We start from the raw sequence: 16,848 nt of genomic DNA, 5'->3' as shown, positions 1-16,848 counted from the left end.
GGGGGGGAGAAAAGACAGCAAAGGGGGGGGGGGGGGGGCGGGGGGTTGCAAGGGCGGTTCCTTTAGAGTTTTTTTGTGGTGGGGGGGGGGGGGGAGCCTGGCGGCCGGCCCCCCACCCCCCATCCGATCACACTCCGGCTCAGCTCACCCGGAAGACCGGCCCCCGGGCGGTGAACGGCAGCCGCGCGCCCCGCGGGATCAGGTAGGCGTGCTCGCGCCGCACCCGCAGCACGTCGCACCAGCCGTCGGTGATGACGAGGACCGGCGCGGTGGGCGGGAAGTCGTCGGCGCGCAGCAGCAGGTCGACGCCGGGCTGGAGCACTGTGCCGCCTCGGCCGTGCACCCGCACCCGACCGGCGATGTCCGTCACAGGCAGGTATCCGGCGTCGTGCGGTGCCGCGTCGCAGAACACGACGCGGGCGGCAGGCACGTCCCGGGCCTCGGCGTAGGAGGCGATCGCGCCGAGCGCCTTGCCGAGCAGGGTGCGGTCCATCGAGCCGGAGGTGTCCAGGACGACGCCGAAGGTTGGGGGTCCCCCCGCGCGAGCGAAGCCGAGCGTGGGGGAGGGCGATCTCCCGGGCGGGAAGTACCGTCCGGCGCGCGGGATGCCGGGGGTGGCGGCCTGGCGCCGCGAGGGGCGCGCGTACGACCGTAGGGGCTCGGGGCGGGGCACGAACTCGTCGAACCAGCGGGCGAGGCGGGCGTCCCAGGGCAGCGGCGGGTGGCTGAGTGCGCGGATCTCCTGGACCAGGCCGCCGGGCAGGAAGCCGCGCTCCTGCTGCTGATGCAGGTCCAGGCCCTGGGCGAGGCCGCGCCGGTAGAAGCCGTCGAGGTCGACGTAGTCGCGGGGTGGACCGAGCGGGCCGCCGAGGATGTCGCCGACGCCCTTGCCGCGCAGGGTGGACAGACGGCGCATGCGGCGCAGGTCGGCGGCGATACGGTCGTATACCTCCTCGGCGGACAGGCCGGCCAGCGCCGGGTCGTGCAGCAGGCCCTCGGGCATGGTGCCGACCTGCATCTCGACGAGCCAGCCGTTGATGACGTAGTCGCAGGCGACGTTGAAGAGGTAGGGGTCGCGGGTGCCGCAGCGGTCGCCGTGGCGCAGGGCGGCGTGCAGCATCTCGTGGGCCAGGATGAACCGCCATTCCTCGTCGTCGTACCGGCGCAGGGGGTTGACGTAGATCTCGCCGGCCTCGGCGTTGACGGCGGCGACGGAGATGCCGTGGGCGCGGGCGAGTTCGGCGTCGGCGACGAGGGTGATGCCGGCCGCGATGCCGCCGAGGAACGGGTAGGAGGAGACGAACCAGCTCAGGGCCTGCTGCCAGGGCTGCAGTCGGGTGGGGCCGCCCAGCATGTCGTCGCGGCGGCCGCCCGCGAGGTCGAGGGCGGTGGACATGGTGCGGGTCAGCGCGTGGGCGAAGGCCAGCTGCCAGTCCGGGACCTGACCGTTCCAGCTGTCCCAGGGCGCGAGGAGCTGGTCGGGCTCGCCGCCGGCGGTGCCGCAGTGCTCGTAGGCGGCCGTGATGCCGCCCTCGCGGCGCCAGGCGGCGGCGATGCGTTCCTCGTCGCCGTCGGGGTACGTCGGCGGCAGGTCGTCCGGGGTGCGGCCGACCGGGAAGGTCTGGAGGAAGCGGTTGACGACGACGCAGCGGGCGGCAAGGTCGTAGCGGTCGGGCTGGTCGCGCTCACCGGTGGCGGCGGGTACGTGGCCGAAGCCGAGGTGGATCAGCGCGTGGGCGATGGCCCACGCCCACTCGACCGGCTCGGCGTGGCGGGTGTGGCTCAGGTGGACCCGGCCGTTTGAGCTGACGCGGACGAGTCCCTGGCGGGGCGCGACCTGGCACTCCTCCTCGCGGCACAGCTTGACCTCCATCGCCGCCAGGGCCGGGTTGGCCCACACCAGCTGCACGCCCTTGGCACAGTCCTCGGCGGCCGGGTCCTTCTTCTTCTGCTGCTTCTGCTTGCGGGTGCGGCTCATCGCCGTGCCTCCACCAGCCGGGGCATGTCGCGGGCGGCCTCGACGAGGAACCAGGCGGGCAGCAGCGGGTTGCCGTCGGCGTCGGAGGCGATGACGCTCTGGGCGACCTCGACGGAGATCTCGACGAGCTGCACGAGCAGCGACTTGGCGCGGTAGGCGGTCTGGCGGCCGTTCGCCGACATGTGCTCCTTGCTCGCGGGCAGCTCCTTGACCAGTCGGCCGCGGAAGGACTCGGCGAGGTAGTAGAGCAGGTCGCGGTCCTCCAGGCGGCTGGGCCAGCGGGCCTCGCCCTTGAGGATCGCCTCGATGCCGAAGCGGCTGCGCACGATCTTGACGTAGCCGCAGAAGGCCGTGGCGTGGGCCGGGGTGAGCGTGCCGTGGGCGAGGACCTTCAGGGTCTCCTCGTCGAGGTCGCGGCCGAAGGAGTGCAGGGCGTCGGAGAGCATGTGCCAGGAGCGCGGGGTGGAGAACGGCTCCTCGGTCTTGGGCGGCTTGGACCACAGGTGGTCGGGGCGGTCGGTGAGGTGGTCCGTGATCCAGGGGTGGATGCCGTGCTCGGCGGCCCAGACCAGCCAGTCCTTCGCGGAGGCATCCAGGTGGACGTGGGTGAGGCGGTTGACCAGCGCGGAGGCGATGGGGCGGGCGAGGGCGTTGTCGGTGGCGCGGTTGCCGGCGCCGATGACGATGGAGCCCTTGGGCAGCTCGTAGTTGCCGATGCGGCGGTCGAGGATGAGGGAGTAGAACGCCTTCTGCACGTCAGGGGTGGCCGCGTTCAGCTCGTCGAGGAAGAGGCAGTACGGCTCGTCGCGGGCGATGGACTCCGGCGGGCAGAACACCGACCGGCCGTCCCGGATCTGCGGTACGCCGATCAGGTCCTCGGGCGCGAGCTGGGTGCCGAGCAGGCTCACGCACTCCAGGCCCAGCGAGTCGGCGAAGTTCCTCACCAGGGAGGACTTGCCGATGCCGGGTGCGCCCCACAGGAAGACCGGCCGCACGGTGGCGAGGCCGAGCAGCAGTTCCGGGAGGCGGGCGGGAGTGACGGTGACGGCGGCCTGCACGCAGGGGCTCCTCGGGAGGGGTGTCGAGTGGGGGACCCGCACCAGTGTGAGTCCCCCACCGCTCCCGCGCAGCCGAATTACGGCGCGGTGGGTGCCTCCGCGCGGCGCCTGCGGGCCGCCATCACCGCGTAGACCAGCACGCCCGCGAAGAGGAACAGCACGCCCTGGTACACCGCCGCGTAGCCGGCGCCGGCGACCAGCCAGAGGGAGAACCCGGCCGCGACCGCCGCGATCACGCCGTCCCGCACCAGCCGGGCCCGGTTCACCTTCTCGCCCTGCCCGGAGAGCAGGTGGAAGAGCTGGGCGGCGGTGGCCAGCAGGTAGGGCACGGTCGCGGTGAAGGTGGTGACGAGGACGAGGATCTCAAAGACCTTCGCCGAGCCGGCCGTGTAGTTGTAGACGGTGAGCAGGGAGGCGAGGACGACGGTGACGGCGACGCCGGTCGTCGGGACGCCGCGCCGCTTGCGGGCGAAGGCGGCCGGGAAGAGGCCGTCCTTGGCGGCGGCGTACGGGGTCTGGGCGCTGAGGAGGGTCCAGCCGTTGAGGCAGCCGGTCATGGAGACCAGGGCGGCCAGCGCGACGGCCCAGCCGCCCCAGGCGCCGCCGAACATGGCGTTCACGGCGTCCGAGAAGGGCGCGGTGGAGGTCACCAGACGGTCGTGGGCGACGGTGCCGAAGACGGCCAGGGTGCCCAGCAGATAGACCAGGGCGGCGCCCGCGGTACCGATCACCGTGGCCCGGCCGACCGTGCGCCGCGGGTCCTTCACCTCGCCCGCGCTGACGGCGGCGGACTCCACGCCGAGGTAGGAGAAGAGCAGGATCGCGGCGGCGGCCGAGACCGCGCCGATGCCGCTGCCGCCGGTGGCGTTGAACGGGCCCAGGTTGTCGGCGTCGAAGAAGAACAGGCCGCCGACCGCGACGAGCAGGAGCGGCGCGAACTTCAGGACGGTGGCGACGAGCTGGACGGCGCCGACGTAGCGGGTGCCGGCGAAGTTGGCGAGCGCGGGCAGCCACTGGATGACGAGGGCGGCCAGGCAGACGGTCCAGCGATGGTCGCCCACCGGGATCAGGACGTCGAGGTAGCCGACGGCGGCGACGGCGAGGGCCGCGTTGGACACCCAGGTGGTGATCCAGTACGCCCAGGCGGCGAGGAAGCCGGCGAAGTCGCCGAAGGCCTCGCGGGCGTAGACGTAGGGGCCGCCGGTGCGGGGGTCGCGCTGGGCGAGGCGGCCGAAGACCAGGGCGAGCGCGATGGCGCCGACGGTCAGGACGCCGAAGGCGAGCAGGCTGATGGTGCCGAAGGGGGCGACGGAGGCCGGGAGCAGGAAGATGCCGCCGCCGATGATGTTGCCCATGACGAGGGCGGTGGCGACGGGGAGTCCGAAGCGGCGGGCGTGCCTGCCGTTGTCCGGTGCGGGAGCGGGGGCCGCGGGGGTCTCCTGCGACGCCGGAGCCGGTGGGGGTACGGTCCCGGTGACGTGCATGGGGTGGTGCGCCTCTCGTGGAACTGGTGCCCGGGATCGCCGGGGCGGCGCCCATGGTCGGGCACGGTCCGGCGCGGCTCCAAATCAGGCGCTTTTGTCCTGCACGACCCCGTCCGGAGCCGGAAAAGGTGCGCTGTCGACGACCCTGGACCGGGAATCCTCCACGGGCACCTGCGGTCCGTTCGACTCGCGCAGCCAGCGGCGCAGGACCCGGTGCACGTGCTCCGCGCCGACTATCTCCGCCCCCTCGGCGACCGGCGCGGACAGGACGACCGGCGACAGCAGGAAGGCCCGCGACTGGGCACCGCCGAGACCGCCGTGGGAGCCGATCTGCTCCTCGAAGGCGAGGACCTCGCCGTCGGCCGGGTCGTGGAAGGAGTTGACCATGATGTCGGCGGTGTGCGGGAAGGAATGCGTACGGCGGACGGCGTCGGCGGCGCCGGGTCCGAAGGGCGCGAGCGGGCCGGGCTCCTCGTCGAGCCGGTCCAGGGGGATCTCCGCGCCGCGCGCGCCGAGCACGAGACCGCCGTGCTCGCTGTCGACCAGCAGGAAGCCGACGCCGGGGTGGTTGGCGAGGGTCGGCAGCAGGGCGGGGTGGCGGGCGTCGATCTCCTCCCGCGTCATCCGGTGACGCACATCCGGGAAGGAGACCAGGCCCAGGTTGCCGGAGGCCAGCACGATCGGTTCCGAGCGGCGGCCGGTGGGGGTGTCGGCGGGGCGCTGCTGCTCGGCGCCCTCCTCGACCGGCCGGTGCAGGGCGGCCCGTACGGTGTTGCGCGCCTCGGCGCCGCTGCGGGTGCGCTGCGCCCGGCGCGGCACGGGCAGTCCGCAGCCGGCCCGCACCAGGTCGCCGAGGGTGAGGCCGTAGCGGGCGCGGAAGGTCTCGCCGGGGCTCTGGCCGTGGTCGGACAGGACGACGATCCGGTACTTGCGGGGCGCGTGCTCGGCGACCTTCTCGATCAGCGCGAGCGACCGGTCGAGCCGCGTGAGGACCTTCGCGGCGTCCCGGCTGCCCGGCCCGGAGTGGTGCGCCACCTCGTCGTACGCCACCAGGTCGGCGTAGACGGCGGTGCGTCCGGCGAGCATGTCGCCCATCACCGCGGCGACGACGACGTCCCGTTCGACGACGGTCGCGAAGGCGCGGACGAGTGGGTAGAGGCCGCCGCGGGAGACGTGCGGGCGGACCTTGTGCACGCGCGCGCGGGTGGACTGGCCGATCTCGCGGCCCACCTCGGCGACGAAGGACAGCGCGGTGCGGACGGCGTTGGCCGGGTCGGAGAAGTAGGCGAAGTAGCCGGACCTGGACCGTGTCTCCCGGCTGCGGCGGCGGGTGGCGATGGAGAGCACGAGGGCCTGTTCGTCGGCGCCGCCGCCGAAGAGGTTGCCGCGGCTGGCGCCGTCGAAGGTGAGCAGTCCGCCGTCGCCGGTGTGCTTGACGGCGCGGTGCTGGAGTTCGGCGGCGCTGGTCGGGCGGTTGCAGACCACGACCTCGCCGCTGTCCTTCTCGAACCAGCGGAAGGCGGGGACGTCGTGGTTGGAGCCGTGCAGGATGCCGAGCTGGCTGGCGCCGGTCTGGCTGGACCAGTCGGTGCGCCACAGGGCGAGCCGGTGGGTCGCGGAGGTGCCGTCGCGGCCCAGCCAGCGGGCGACGGTGGGCATGGCGCCGCTGTCGACGGCGTCCAGCAGGACGTCGTGGCCGACGCCGTCCAGTTGCAGGAAGAGGGTGCCGGGGCCGGCAGGGCAGGGCGGGCCGGATCTGCGGCGGCGGTCGGCGAGCCGGTAGAGCCGGCGCCGGTAGGCGTCGTCGTCGCGCACAGCCAGGGCACCGCCGGTGGCGGAGGCGACGGCGGACATGACGGCGGCCACCACGACCGCCGTCTCCGGGGCGACACCACCGCGCCCCGCCGGGTTCACGTCGATCGCGAGGAGCAGCAGCCCGCCGTTGAGGAAGAAGACCAGCACCCCGAGGACGAGCGCCGGCACCAGGAGCAGCAGCCGGACCATCAGCGGCCACACCAGGGCGGACAGCAGACCGAAGGCGCCGGCGCCGACCGCGGCGGTCATGGCGATGTCGGTCGCGCTGTCGCCGTCGGGCGACTGGAGCCGGAAGTCCGGCAGGATCCCGGCGAGCACGAGCATGGTGAGCGTGGACACGGCCCACACCGCGACACTCCGCCCGATCTGACTGGCGACCCGGCGCCAACGCCCTCCACCCACGCTCCGCACACCTCACGTCCCGGCCCGTCGTCGGCACGGGCCTGCCCCACCCTGTCACAACGCTCCGGAGCACCCGTTTGTCCCCCCGGGTCCGGTTCACACCCCGCGGCCGGGGGTCAGCGGCCGTCGTACCCCGCCGTCGGCATCGACAGTCTGCGGTGCACGCACGCCTTCATGCGGGCGTCGTAGGACGGTTCGGCGTGGCCGACCGTCTCGATCCGGACGCCGCGCCGCGCGCACTCCGCGGTGAACTCCTCCACCGACGACAGCGCGCTCTCGAGCACCCGGCGGCTGGGCGCCACGAACAGGTCGTGCCCGGGGCGGACGCCGTCCCACAGGGCGCCGTGGTCGGATCGCAGGCCGCGTACCAGCAGTTCTCTGGCGACGACGTACCCGTTCTCCGCGGCCCAGCGGGCGCACATGGCGTGCTGGCTGCGGGAATCGACCAGGAAGGGATCGTCGTCCAACTGCTCCAGCGGCGTCAGACTCGCGATCGCCGTCACCCGCACCAGCCCCATGGGGTCCCCCTCACCTCCCGTTTTCGCCGCCGACCCTACTCCTGGACGTAGGCTTCGGGGAGTCGCGCGAAGGAGGCAAAGAGGTGCCGGTGGAGCTCACGTGGTGGGGTCACGCCACCTGCACGGTCGAGGACTCGGACATCCGTGTGCTCACCGATCCTCTGTTCGTCCGCAGACTCGCCCATCTGCGCCGCAGACGGGGCGCGCTGCCGCCGTCGGACGCCTGGCGCGCGGACGTGGCGCTCGTCTCCCACCTGCACGCCGACCACCTGCATGTGCCGTCGCTCGCGCGGCTCGCGCCGGGCACGCGCCTGCTCGTGCCCCGGGGCGCACGACGGGCGGTGCCCGGACTGCGCCGGCTCGGGCACCTGGAGCTGACCGAGGTGGCGCCCGGCGACGAGGCGACCGTCGGGGACCTGCGGATACGGGCGGTGCCGGCACGGCACGACGGGCGGCGGCTGCCGGTCGGACGGCACCGCTCCCCCGCGCTCGGCTATGTCGTCGAGGGTCAGGCACGGACGTACTTCGCCGGGGACACCGGTCTGTTCGACGGCATGGAGAAGGAGGTCGGGCCGGTCGACGCGGCGCTGCTGCCGGTGGGCGGCTGGGGGCCGTACCTGGGCGCGGAGCACCTGGACGCGGGGCGGGCGGCCGAGGCGCTGGCCCGGCTGGCGCCGCGCACGGCGGTGCCGGTGCACTACGGCACGTACTGGCCGATCGGGATGGACGCCGTGCGCCCCCACGAGTTCCACACGCCGGGTGACGAGTTCGTGCGCCTGTCGGCGCTGCGCGCGCCGGGGGTGGCGGTGCACCGGCTGGGGCATGGCGAGAGCGTGCGGGTGGAGGTCTCGCGGTGAGCTGGCTGGGCGCCGCCGTGACGAGTATTCCGACCGAGCCGACCCAGCAGGCGTTCGGTTATCCCTCGCTGTTCCTGCTGGTGCTGATCGGGGCGCTGGTGCCGGTGGTGCCGACGGGCGCGCTGGTGAGTTCGGCGGCCGTGGTCGCGATGCACCAGACCCTGCCGTTCTCGATGCTGATGGTGTTCGCGACGGCTTCGCTGGCCGCGTTCTGCGGGGACATGGCGCTGTACTGGCTGGGGCGGCGGGGCGTCGGCTCGAAGAACGGCTCGCGCTGGCTGGAGGCGATCCGGTCCCGGGCGCCCGAGGACCGGCTGGAGCAGGCCCAGGACAAGCTCGCCGAGCACGATGTCGCGGTGCTCGTGCTGTCCCGGCTGGTCCCGGCGGGGCGGATACCGGTGATGCTGGCCTGCCTGCTGGCCGAGTGGCCACTGCGCCGGTTCGCCCGGGGCAACCTTCCGGCCTGCCTGGCCTGGGCGGTGACGTACCAGCTGATCGGCGTCCTCAGCGGCGCCCTGTTCAGCAAGCCGTGGGAGGGCGTGGCCGCGGCGATCGCGCTGACGCTACTGGTCAGCGGGGCGCCGAGCGTGTGGCGGCGGTTCCGGGGGCCGGCGAAGGCGTAGGCGCTGCCCGCGCGGCGCCAGGGCGCCGGGCGGCCGGCCTCGTTCACTCCAGCACGCGGGAACCGCCGACCGGGAGATCCCACAGGTGCTCCCGGGGCAGGCCCGCGCGCTGCCAGGCGGCGCGTACGCGGGTGAGCGGTTCCAGTACGGGTTCCGCGGACAGGACGAACGTGCCCCAGTGCATCGGCGCCATCCGGCGGGCGCCCAGGTCCTGGGCGGCCCGCACTGCCTCCTCCGGGTCGCAGTGCACGTCGCTCAGCCACCAGCGGGGGTCGTAGGCGCCGATGGGGAGCAGGGCGAGGTCGATGCCGGGGTAGCGGCGGCCGATGCGGGTGAACCAGTGGCCGTACCCGGTGTCACCGGCGAAGTACACGCGCCGGCCGTCGGGGTCGGTGAGGACCCAGCCGCCCCACAGGGTGCGGCAGGTGTCGGTGAGGGTGCGCTTGGACCAGTGGTGGGCCGGTACGAAGTCGAAGCGGACGCCGTCCAGTTTCGCGGCCTCCCACCAGTCCAGCTCGGTGACGCGGGTGAAGCGGCGGCGGTGGAACCAGCGGCCGAGCCCGGCCGGGGCGAAGACGGGGGTGTCCCGCGGGAGTCTGCGCAGGGTCGGGGCGTCCAGGTGGTCGTAGTGGTTGTGGCTGATGACGACCGCGTCGACGTGGGGCAGGGCGCTCCAGGGGACGCCGACGGGGGTGACGCGGGCCGGGGTGCCGAGGATGCGGCGGGACCAGACCGGGTCGGTGAGGACGGTGAGCCCGCCGATGCGCACCACCCAGCTGGCGTGTCCCGCCCAGGTGACGGCGACGGTGCGCGCGTCCACGCGGGGCAGCGGGCCGGGGGCGTAGGGCAGCCGGGGGATGTCGGCGAGCCCCTCGGGACCGGGTCTCACCGCGCCCTCGCGGGCGAATCTGGCGAAGGCCTTCAGGCCGGGGAGCGGCGCGGTCAGCCGGTCGTGGAAGGTCCGCGGCCACACCCGATGTTCGGCCATCGGCCGGGGTTCGGCGAGCGGCGGGGACGAGGGGGCCGAGGAGGGCAAGGAGGGCAAGGAGGGCGAGGGGGCCGAGGAGGGCGAGGGGGCCGAGGAGGGCGAGGGGGCCGAGGAGGGCGAGGGGGCCGAGGAGGGCGAGGGGGCCGAGGAGGGCGAGGACGGTGGCTCGTCGGTGTCCTTGGTGGGCGTAGCCGTGGGTGTGGGCGTGCTCGTGGTCGACCGGGGCTGCTGCGTCATCGAGGAGGCTCCCATCGCTGAGCGTCGCGGAGATCGTCGAAGACCGACTTCAGCCCGATCAACGCGCGTTGCACGTGTGGCAGTTCCAACGGGTCGGGGGACGTGAGGCATTCCGCGCGCTGCTCGTCGGTGCCGCCGTCGAGCAGCGGGCCGGTGGCGAGCCGCACGCGCAGAGCCGCGAGGTCGTCGCCGAAGCGGTGGCCGCCGGGGGCGGGCATGCCGAGCCGGGCGGTGAGGAAGTCCTCCAGTTCCTGGGCGTCGCCGACGCCCTGAGCGCCGAGCGCGTCGCGCAGCGGGCCGAGGTCGGCGTAGAGGTGGCGGCCGGCCTGCGGGGGCCGGGCGGTGGCACCCGCGGCGACGACGGCGGCGTGTACGGCGGCGGCCACGCTCGCGTGCAGGCGTACGGCGGCCGACCGGCGCGCGGTGACCGGCTCGGGTTCGGCGAGCGCGTACCCGGCCGCGGCGGCGACGGGCGCGGCGACCTTGGCGCCGAGCGCGGTGAGCACGTCGAGCACACGCGCGTGCAGGCCGTCCCCGGCGGCGGACGCGGGGAAGCGGGCGACGGCGGCCGGCCAGCCCGGCGGCAGCAGCGCGCCGGCCAGGTCGGTGACGACGGTGACCCGTTCGGGCAGCATCTCGGCGGGGCTGAGCAGCACGGTGGCGTGCGGGTCGTGCAGGGTGTCCCGCCAGGTCTCGTCACTGACCAGGTGCAGTCCCTCGCCGGTGGCGGCCTCGACGGTCTCGTGCAGCAGTTCGGGCGGCGCGACGGTTCCGGTGGGGTCGTCGGCGACGGACAGCACGAGCAGGCGGGGGTCGCCGCCCTCGGCGCGGACCCGGCGGACGGTTTCCAGGAGGGCGTACGGGTCGGGGACGCCGCCGGACTCGGCCGGGGTCGGCACGTGGAAGACGGGTCTGCCCAGCAGCCGCGCGTACGGTGCCCACCAGGCGGCGCAGGGGCGGGGCACCAGGACGTCGCCGCCGAGCGCGGCGGTCAGCGCGAGCAGCAGGGCGTTGGCTCCGGGGGCGGCGGCCACGTGGCCGGGCTCGGTGGGCAGGCCGCGCCGTTCCCAGTAGCCGCAGGCGGCGTTCAGGAGGGGCGGGGCGCCGCCGGGGGGTTCGTCGTGACCGCGGCCTGCGGCGGCGGCGAGGACGGCGGACAGCTCGGGCAGCACGGGCAGTCCGTCGTCGGGGAGATGCGGACCGTAGCGGACGGGACCGTGCCCCACGGGCTCGTGCCCTGCGCGGTCGTGCCCTGCGCGGTCGTGCCCTGGCGACTCCCGCCCTGCCGGCTCCCGCCCTGCCGGCTCCCGCCCTACCGAATCGCGCCCTACCGACTCGCGCCCTACCGGCTCCCGCCCTACCGGCTCCCGCCCTACCGACTCGCGCCCTACCGACTCCCGCCCTACCGACTCCCGCCCTACCGACTCCCGCCCTACCGACTCCCGCCCTACCGACTCGCGCCCTACGGGCTCGTGCCCCTTGGAGTCACGCCCTCCGGAGTCATGTCCCTCGGAGCCACGCTCTCCGGATTCACGCCCTCCGGAACCATGCACCTCGGAGTCACGCCCTCCGGAGTCACGCCCCCCGGAACCACGCCCTCCGGATTCCGGCCCTCCTGAGTCCTGCCCTCCTGAGTCATGGCCTTCGGAGTCCGTCCGCCGCATGCGTGCCTCCGCGCAGTCCGTGGTGCCGTGTCCCGTCGCCGCCCGGCCCGGTGCTCTTTTCCTCGGTCGTTGCTCCAAGTACCCACCGTGCCGCCCGGCCATGGCTGTGGCCCCGGTCGCGGATCGTCTGCGGACCGGCGGCGGTGGTCAGCGGTGCTGCTCGGCGTCCCCGCGCAGGCGGAGCCGCAGCCGATGCGCCGCCGCGCCGAACGCGCCCACGATCAGGACGCCACCGGCGACCAGGGCGGGCGTCGAGTCGGTGAAGGACCCGCCCGCGCCGGCCCGCACCCCGTGCTCCACGGTCGCGCCGCCGCAGGGCTTGCCCTGTGCGACGGGCTCGGGGCAGGGCGGCTTCGTCGTGCAGGACGTGCCCCGCGCGGCGGTCTCGCCGCGCGGGGCGGTCGCTTCCGGACACACCGGCTTGGTTCCGCCGCACTGCTCGCCGTGCTGGGTGGAGTGTGTGGGCTCGGGGCACGGCGGTGCGACGACTCCGCCCCCCTCTCCCGGCACAGTCATCGCGTCCGGTCCGGTCGCCTCCTCCGGCCCGATCGCTTCCTCCGGCCCGGTCGCCTCCTCCGGCCCGGTCATCGTCGCGCTCCAGGGGTCGCCCTCGCCGCCGGACTCCTCGGGGCAGGCGCCGTCGACGGTCCACGCGTCCTCGGCGCCCTCCGCCGCCGGGTCGCTCTCGAGGTCCTCGGCGGCGGCTATGCGCGCGGTGCCCCGGTAGGCGGTTCCGGACGTCGCCCCGCCGTCGCCCTCCACCTTGCGCAGCGCGACGGTGCCCTCGTCGAGGGCCGGTGAGGTGGCGTCGAGGGTGGCCGGCGCGGATCCGCCGGTCGAGGCGCAGGCAACGGAGACGGTGACGCTGCCGCCCGGGGTGACTCCGGCCGGGCTGACCTCCGCGGCGGGCTCACCGGCGCCGACGGGCGGCTGAGGAACGCCGGGATCGGCCGAGACGGGCCCCGCCAGGACGCCGAGGGCGGCACTGGCCAGGACGGCGGCGGACAGGGCGCGGGCGGTGCGGCGCATGGGGTGGGCTCCTTCGAGCGACGGCTGCGGGGGCACGGCACTCGCGCCCCCTCGGCCATCACAGCCCGCCCGCCAGGGGTCCGCGCGCCACCGTGCGCCGTTCGCGGGAACGGGACCCCCGAGCGGGTGAGATCAAGGTTTGGACCCAACCGCAGCCGACCCACCCGCGGCCGACCCACCCGCAACCGACCACCCGCGGCCGTGACGGAAACCGCGGCGCCGTGGAAGGAGCGCGGGGAGCCGGCCCCGCGCTCAGGCCGCCGGGTCCCGGAGTACCTGTTCCCGCACCCGGTCGCAGCACCGGCTGATCAGGCGGGAGACGTGCATCTGGGAGATGCCGAGCTGTTCGGCGATGCGGCTCTGGGTCATGTCGTCGAAGAAGCGCATGTAGAGGATGGCGCGTTCCCGCTCGGGCAGGGCGGCGAGCCGGTCCTTGACGGCCTCGCGGTCCACGACGGTGTCGAGGGCGGGGTCGGAGGCGCCGAGGGCGTCGCCGAGTGAGTAGCCGTCCTCGCTGCCCGGCAGCTCCGCGTCGAGGGACAGGGCCGTGAAGCTCTCCAGGGCCTCCAGGCCGACCCGGACGTCCTCCTCGCTCAGGTCGGCGTGCTCGGCGATCTCAGCGACGGTGGGCCTGCGCCCGGAGATGGTCTGGGACAGGTCCTGGCCGGCGAAGCGCACGCGGTTGCGCAGGTCCTGGACCCGGCGCGGCACGTGCAGGGTCCACATGTGGTCGCGGAAGTGGCGCTTGATCTCGCCGGTGATCGTCGGCACGGCGTAGCTCTCGAAGGCGTTGCCGCGCTCGGGGTCGTACCGGTCGACGGCCTTGACCAGGCCGAGGGCCGCGACCTGCCGCAGGTCCTCGTAGCTCTCGCCGCGGCTGCGGAACCGTCCCGCGAGCCGTTCGGCCATGGGGAGCCAGGCCTCGACGATCCGGTCGCGGACCGCGTCGCGTTCCGGGCCGTCGGGAAGGGTGGTGAGTCGGCGGAAGGCGTCGGCGGTGTCGGGGGCGTCGTCGTGCGGGTGCTTCACGCTGGCGTGGATCGGCATGGTGCGTCGCAACTCCCTCGGAGCGCGGGGTCCTGTCGTCGCGCCGGGCGGCGGCTCGGTCGGCGCGGCCGACGCAGACGGCGCCCGGGGTTCGTAGAACCTCCGGCGCGCGGAAGCGGGCGGCACCGGTACGACGACACGGCCCTTGGGGTCGGGCGGTCACCGTGGGAGGGCGTCCGGCCCGGACGGACGCATCCGTGGCGGCGTCACGCCGCTCCCACGGACGTGCCTCCTGTCCGAAGCACTGAATTTGCGCCTGCCCCCTGGCCCCCATGGCAAACACCCGGATGTCTCCCCGATGTTTTCGGCGCGCGCCCGCGGTCACCCGTACCGCTTCCGCCGGCATCACACCCATCGGTCCGGGAGGTCCGTTACATGAGCACAAAGGTGTCCGACCACGTCCTGCAGCGACTGCGCGAGTGGGGTGTCGAGCAGGTCTTCGGCTACCCGGGCGACGGGATCAACGGCCTGCTCGCCGCCTGGGGCCGGGCCGACGACCGGCCGAGGTTCGTGCAGTCCCGGCACGAGGAGATGTCCGCGTTCCAGGCGGTCGGGTACGCCAAGTTCAGCGGCCGTCTGGGCGTGTGCGCGGCGACCTCGGGGCCCGGCGCGATCCATCTGCTCAACGGGCTGTACGACGCCAAGCTCGACCACGTTCCGGTGCTGGCGATCGTCGGGCAGACCCACCGGACCGCGATGGGCGGCTCCTACCAGCAGGAGGTGGACCTGCACACTCTGTACAAGGACGTCGCCTCCGAGTTCGTGGAGACGGTGACGGTCCCGGAGCAGCTGCCGAACGTGCTGGACCGGGCGATCCGCACCGCGTACGCGCGTCGCTGTCCGACGGCGGTCATCATCCCCGGTGACGTGCAGGAGCTGGACTACTCGCCGCCCACGCACGAGTTCAAGATGGTGCCCTCCAGTCTGGACCGGGGCTCCTGGACGGCGGTCCCGTCCGACGAGTCCGTGCGGCGGGCGGCCGAGGTGCTCAACTCCGGTGACAAAGTCGCGATCCTGGTCGGCCAGGGCGCGGCCGGGGCCCGGCAGCAGGTGGAGACGCTCGCGGAGATGCTGGGCGCGGGCGTGGCCAAGGCGCTGCTCGGCAAGGACGTGATCGGCGACGAACTGCCGTACGTCACCGGCTCGATCGGTCTGCTCGGCACGCGCCCCTCGTACGAGCTGATGCGGGACTGCGACACCCTGCTGACCATCGGGTCCTCGTTCCCGTACTCGCAGTTCCTGCCGGAGTTCGGCAAGGCGCGGGGCGTGCAGATCGACATCGACCCGCACATGATCGGGATGCGCTATCCGTACGAGGTGAACCTCGTCGGCGACGCGAAGGCCACCCTGGACCGGCTGATCCCGCTGATCGAGGGCGGCCGCGGGCGCGAGTGGTACGACACGGTGTGCGACAACGTGACGCGTTGGCGCGGGGTCATGGAGCGGCGGGCCGGGCTGGAGGCCGACCCGATCAACCCGGAGTACGTGGCCGCCGCCCTGGACCCGATGCTGCCCGACGACGCGATCGTCACCTCCGACTCGGGTTCGACGGCGAACTGGTACGCCCGGCACCTGACCATGCGGCCCGGCATGCGCGGCTCGCTGTCCGGCACGCTGGCCACCATGGGCTGCGGCGTGCCGTACGCGATCGGCGCGAAGTTCGCCCACCCGGACCGGCCCGTGATCGCCCTGGTCGGGGACGGTGCGATGCAGATGAACGGGCTGGCGGAGATGATCACGGCGGCGAAGTACCGCGACCTGTGGGAGGACCCGCGGCTGATCGTGGCCGTCTGGAACAACCGGGACCTCAATCAGGTCACCTGGGAGATGCGGGCCATGGAGGGCGCGCCGTCCTTCCTGCCCTCGCAGTCGCTCCCGGACGTGCGCTACGCCGACTTCGCCCGCTCACTGGGCCTGACCGGGATCCGGGTGGAGAAGCCGGACGAGGTGGAGGCGGCCTGGCGGGCGGGCCTCGCGGCGGACGGCCCGGCGGTGCTCGAGTTTCTCACCGACCCCGCCGTGCCCCCGATCCCGCCGCACGCCACCTGGGAGCAGATGGAGGCGACGGCCGCCTCGATCCTGAAGGGCGACGCGGACCGGGGGTCCATGGTCAAGCAGGGGTTCAAGGCGAAGGTGCAGGAGTTTCTGCCGGGGCGGGAGAAGGGGTGACCGCCATAGCGGCGGTCACCCCTTGCGCGGCTGGTTGAAGCGCAGCATGTTGCCGGAGGGGTCGCGGAAGGCGCAGTCGCGGACGCCGTAGGGCTGGTCGACCGGCTCCTGGAGGACCTCGGCGCCCGCGGCCCGGACGCGTTCGAAGGTGGCGTCGACGTCCTCGGTGGTGAAGATGACGCCGCGCAGCAGGCCCTTCGCCAGCAGTTCGGCCATGGCCTCCTTGTCGGCGGCCGAGGCGTTCGGGTCCGCGAGCGGGGGTTCGAGGACGATGTCCACGCCGGGCTGGGCCGGAGAGCCGACGGTCACCCAGCGCATTCCCTCGAACCCGACGTCGTTGCGGACCTCCAGTCCGAGTACGTCGCGGTAGAAGGCGAGCGCCTTGTCGTGGTCGTCGACGGCGATGAAGCACTGCGAGAGGTTGATGTCCATGCGCTTCACGCTACGGGCGGGGTCGCGGGCTTCGCTTCTCCGTTCCTGACCGGTTCTCCGTTCCGGACCGGTTCTCCGTTCCGGGCCGGTTCTCCGTTCCGGACCGGTCGCGTGTAGATCTTGGCGACGCAGGCCGGGATGGCGGCGCCGTCGGCGTGGTCGCGGGCCCGGTACGCGCTCGGGCTCTCGCCGACCAGTTCGGTGAACCGCGAGCTGAAGGACCCCAGCGAGGTACAGCCGACCTCGAAGCAGACCTCCGTCACCGTCAGGTCGCCGCGTCGCAGCAGGGCCTTGGCCCGCTCGATCCGGCGCGTCATCAGGTAGTTGTACGGCGTCTCCCCGTAGGCGGCGCGGAAGCTGCGGGAGAAGTGGCCCGCCGACATGAGGGCGACGCGCGCCAGCGCCGGCACGTCGAGCGGCTCGGCGTACTCGCGGTCCATCAGGTCGCGGGCCCGGCGCAGCCGGACCAGGTCCTCCAAGGTCGTCACCCCACCACGATCCCACGACGCCGGGGGCTCCCGGTACCGGCGCCGTGGGAGCGTTCGCG

14 protein-coding genes are annotated in these 16,848 nt (G+C 73.9%); 3 read left to right on the top strand and 11 right to left on the bottom strand.

Going from position 1 to position 16,848, the window contains the following annotated elements:
* Positions 1–139 precede the first annotated feature (139 nt).
* From ACFCZF_RS04560 to ACFCZF_RS04540, 5 genes are all read right to left on the bottom strand, one after another.
* Positions 140–1,978: a hypothetical protein gene (locus tag ACFCZF_RS04560; RefSeq protein ID WP_376670379.1), complete on the bottom strand. Its 1,839-nt coding sequence runs from the start codon at positions 1,976–1,978 to the stop codon at positions 140–142.
* Positions 1,975–3,036 (bottom strand): ATP-binding protein, encoded by a 1,062-nt coding sequence (locus tag ACFCZF_RS04555; RefSeq protein ID WP_376670378.1) that lies wholly within the window; start codon positions 3,034–3,036, stop codon positions 1,975–1,977. The genes ACFCZF_RS04560 and ACFCZF_RS04555 overlap by 4 nt, the downstream gene beginning before the upstream one ends.
* Before the next feature lie 77 nt (positions 3,037–3,113).
* Positions 3,114–4,520, bottom strand: a complete 1,407-nt coding sequence (locus ACFCZF_RS04550) for an amino acid permease (protein WP_376670377.1) — start codon at positions 4,518–4,520, stop codon at positions 3,114–3,116.
* A gap of 84 nt (positions 4,521–4,604) precedes the next feature.
* Entirely contained in the window at positions 4,605–6,746 is a 2,142-nt protein-coding gene (locus tag ACFCZF_RS04545) for a phage holin family protein (protein WP_376670376.1), read from the bottom strand.
* A gap of 107 nt (positions 6,747–6,853) precedes the next feature.
* Positions 6,854–7,255 carry a hypothetical protein gene (locus tag ACFCZF_RS04540; RefSeq protein ID WP_376670375.1) on the bottom strand — a complete coding sequence of 134 codons (402 nt, stop codon included), beginning with the start codon at positions 7,253–7,255 and terminating at the stop codon, positions 6,854–6,856.
* 83 nt (positions 7,256–7,338) lie between these two features.
* Here ACFCZF_RS04540 and ACFCZF_RS04535 point away from each other — a divergent pair, with 83 nt between their 5' ends.
* A complete protein-coding gene (locus ACFCZF_RS04535) occupies positions 7,339–8,112 on the top strand; it encodes an MBL fold metallo-hydrolase (RefSeq protein WP_376670374.1) in 774 nt (257 codons plus the stop codon).
* The gene (locus ACFCZF_RS04530) at positions 8,109–8,735 is read left to right on the top strand and encodes a DedA family protein (RefSeq protein ID WP_376670373.1); all 627 of its coding nucleotides are present in this window, start codon (positions 8,109–8,111) and stop codon (positions 8,733–8,735) included. The genes ACFCZF_RS04535 and ACFCZF_RS04530 overlap by 4 nt, the downstream gene beginning before the upstream one ends.
* 43 nt (positions 8,736–8,778) lie before the next feature.
* On the opposite strand, the gene ACFCZF_RS04525 is transcribed toward ACFCZF_RS04530, so the two are convergent.
* The 4 genes from ACFCZF_RS04525 to ACFCZF_RS04510 form a co-directional block, all read right to left on the bottom strand.
* On the bottom strand, positions 8,779–10,071 hold the full coding sequence (locus ACFCZF_RS04525; RefSeq protein WP_376670372.1) for an MBL fold metallo-hydrolase: 1,293 nt from the start codon (positions 10,069–10,071) through the stop codon (positions 8,779–8,781).
* Positions 9,957–11,186, bottom strand: coding sequence for an aminotransferase class I/II-fold pyridoxal phosphate-dependent enzyme (locus tag ACFCZF_RS04520; protein ID WP_376670371.1), 1,230 nt, complete (start codon positions 11,184–11,186; stop codon positions 9,957–9,959). The genes ACFCZF_RS04525 and ACFCZF_RS04520 overlap by 115 nt, the downstream gene beginning before the upstream one ends.
* A 585-nt stretch (positions 11,187–11,771) precedes the next feature.
* Positions 11,772–12,653 carry a hypothetical protein gene (locus tag ACFCZF_RS04515; protein WP_376670370.1) on the bottom strand — a complete coding sequence of 294 codons (882 nt, stop codon included), beginning with the start codon at positions 12,651–12,653 and terminating at the stop codon, positions 11,772–11,774.
* Positions 12,654–12,905: 252 nt separating this feature from the next.
* Positions 12,906–13,700, bottom strand: a complete 795-nt coding sequence (locus tag ACFCZF_RS04510) for an RNA polymerase sigma factor SigF (RefSeq protein ID WP_375905146.1) — start codon at positions 13,698–13,700, stop codon at positions 12,906–12,908.
* Between the two features lie 375 nt (positions 13,701–14,075).
* Here ACFCZF_RS04510 and ACFCZF_RS04505 point away from each other — a divergent pair, with 375 nt between their 5' ends.
* Complete coding sequence (locus tag ACFCZF_RS04505) at positions 14,076–15,869, top strand: thiamine pyrophosphate-requiring protein (protein ID WP_375905149.1); 1,794 nt, start codon at positions 14,076–14,078, stop codon at positions 15,867–15,869.
* Between the two features lie 15 nt (positions 15,870–15,884).
* Here ACFCZF_RS04505 and ACFCZF_RS04500 read toward each other — a convergent pair whose 3' ends face one another.
* Positions 15,885–16,301: a VOC family protein gene (locus ACFCZF_RS04500; RefSeq protein ID WP_121750054.1), complete on the bottom strand. Its 417-nt coding sequence runs from the start codon at positions 16,299–16,301 to the stop codon at positions 15,885–15,887.
* Positions 16,302–16,306: 5 nt separating this feature from the next.
* A complete protein-coding gene (locus ACFCZF_RS04495; RefSeq protein ID WP_376670369.1) occupies positions 16,307–16,789 on the bottom strand; it encodes a helix-turn-helix transcriptional regulator in 483 nt (160 codons plus the stop codon).
* Positions 16,790–16,848: the final 59 nt, after the last annotated feature.

The organism is Streptomyces sp. NPDC056296 (assembly GCF_042268605.1).
GTDB lineage: Bacteria > Actinomycetota > Actinomycetes > Streptomycetales > Streptomycetaceae > Streptomyces.
This window is presented reverse-complemented; position numbering and strand designations above follow the sequence as displayed.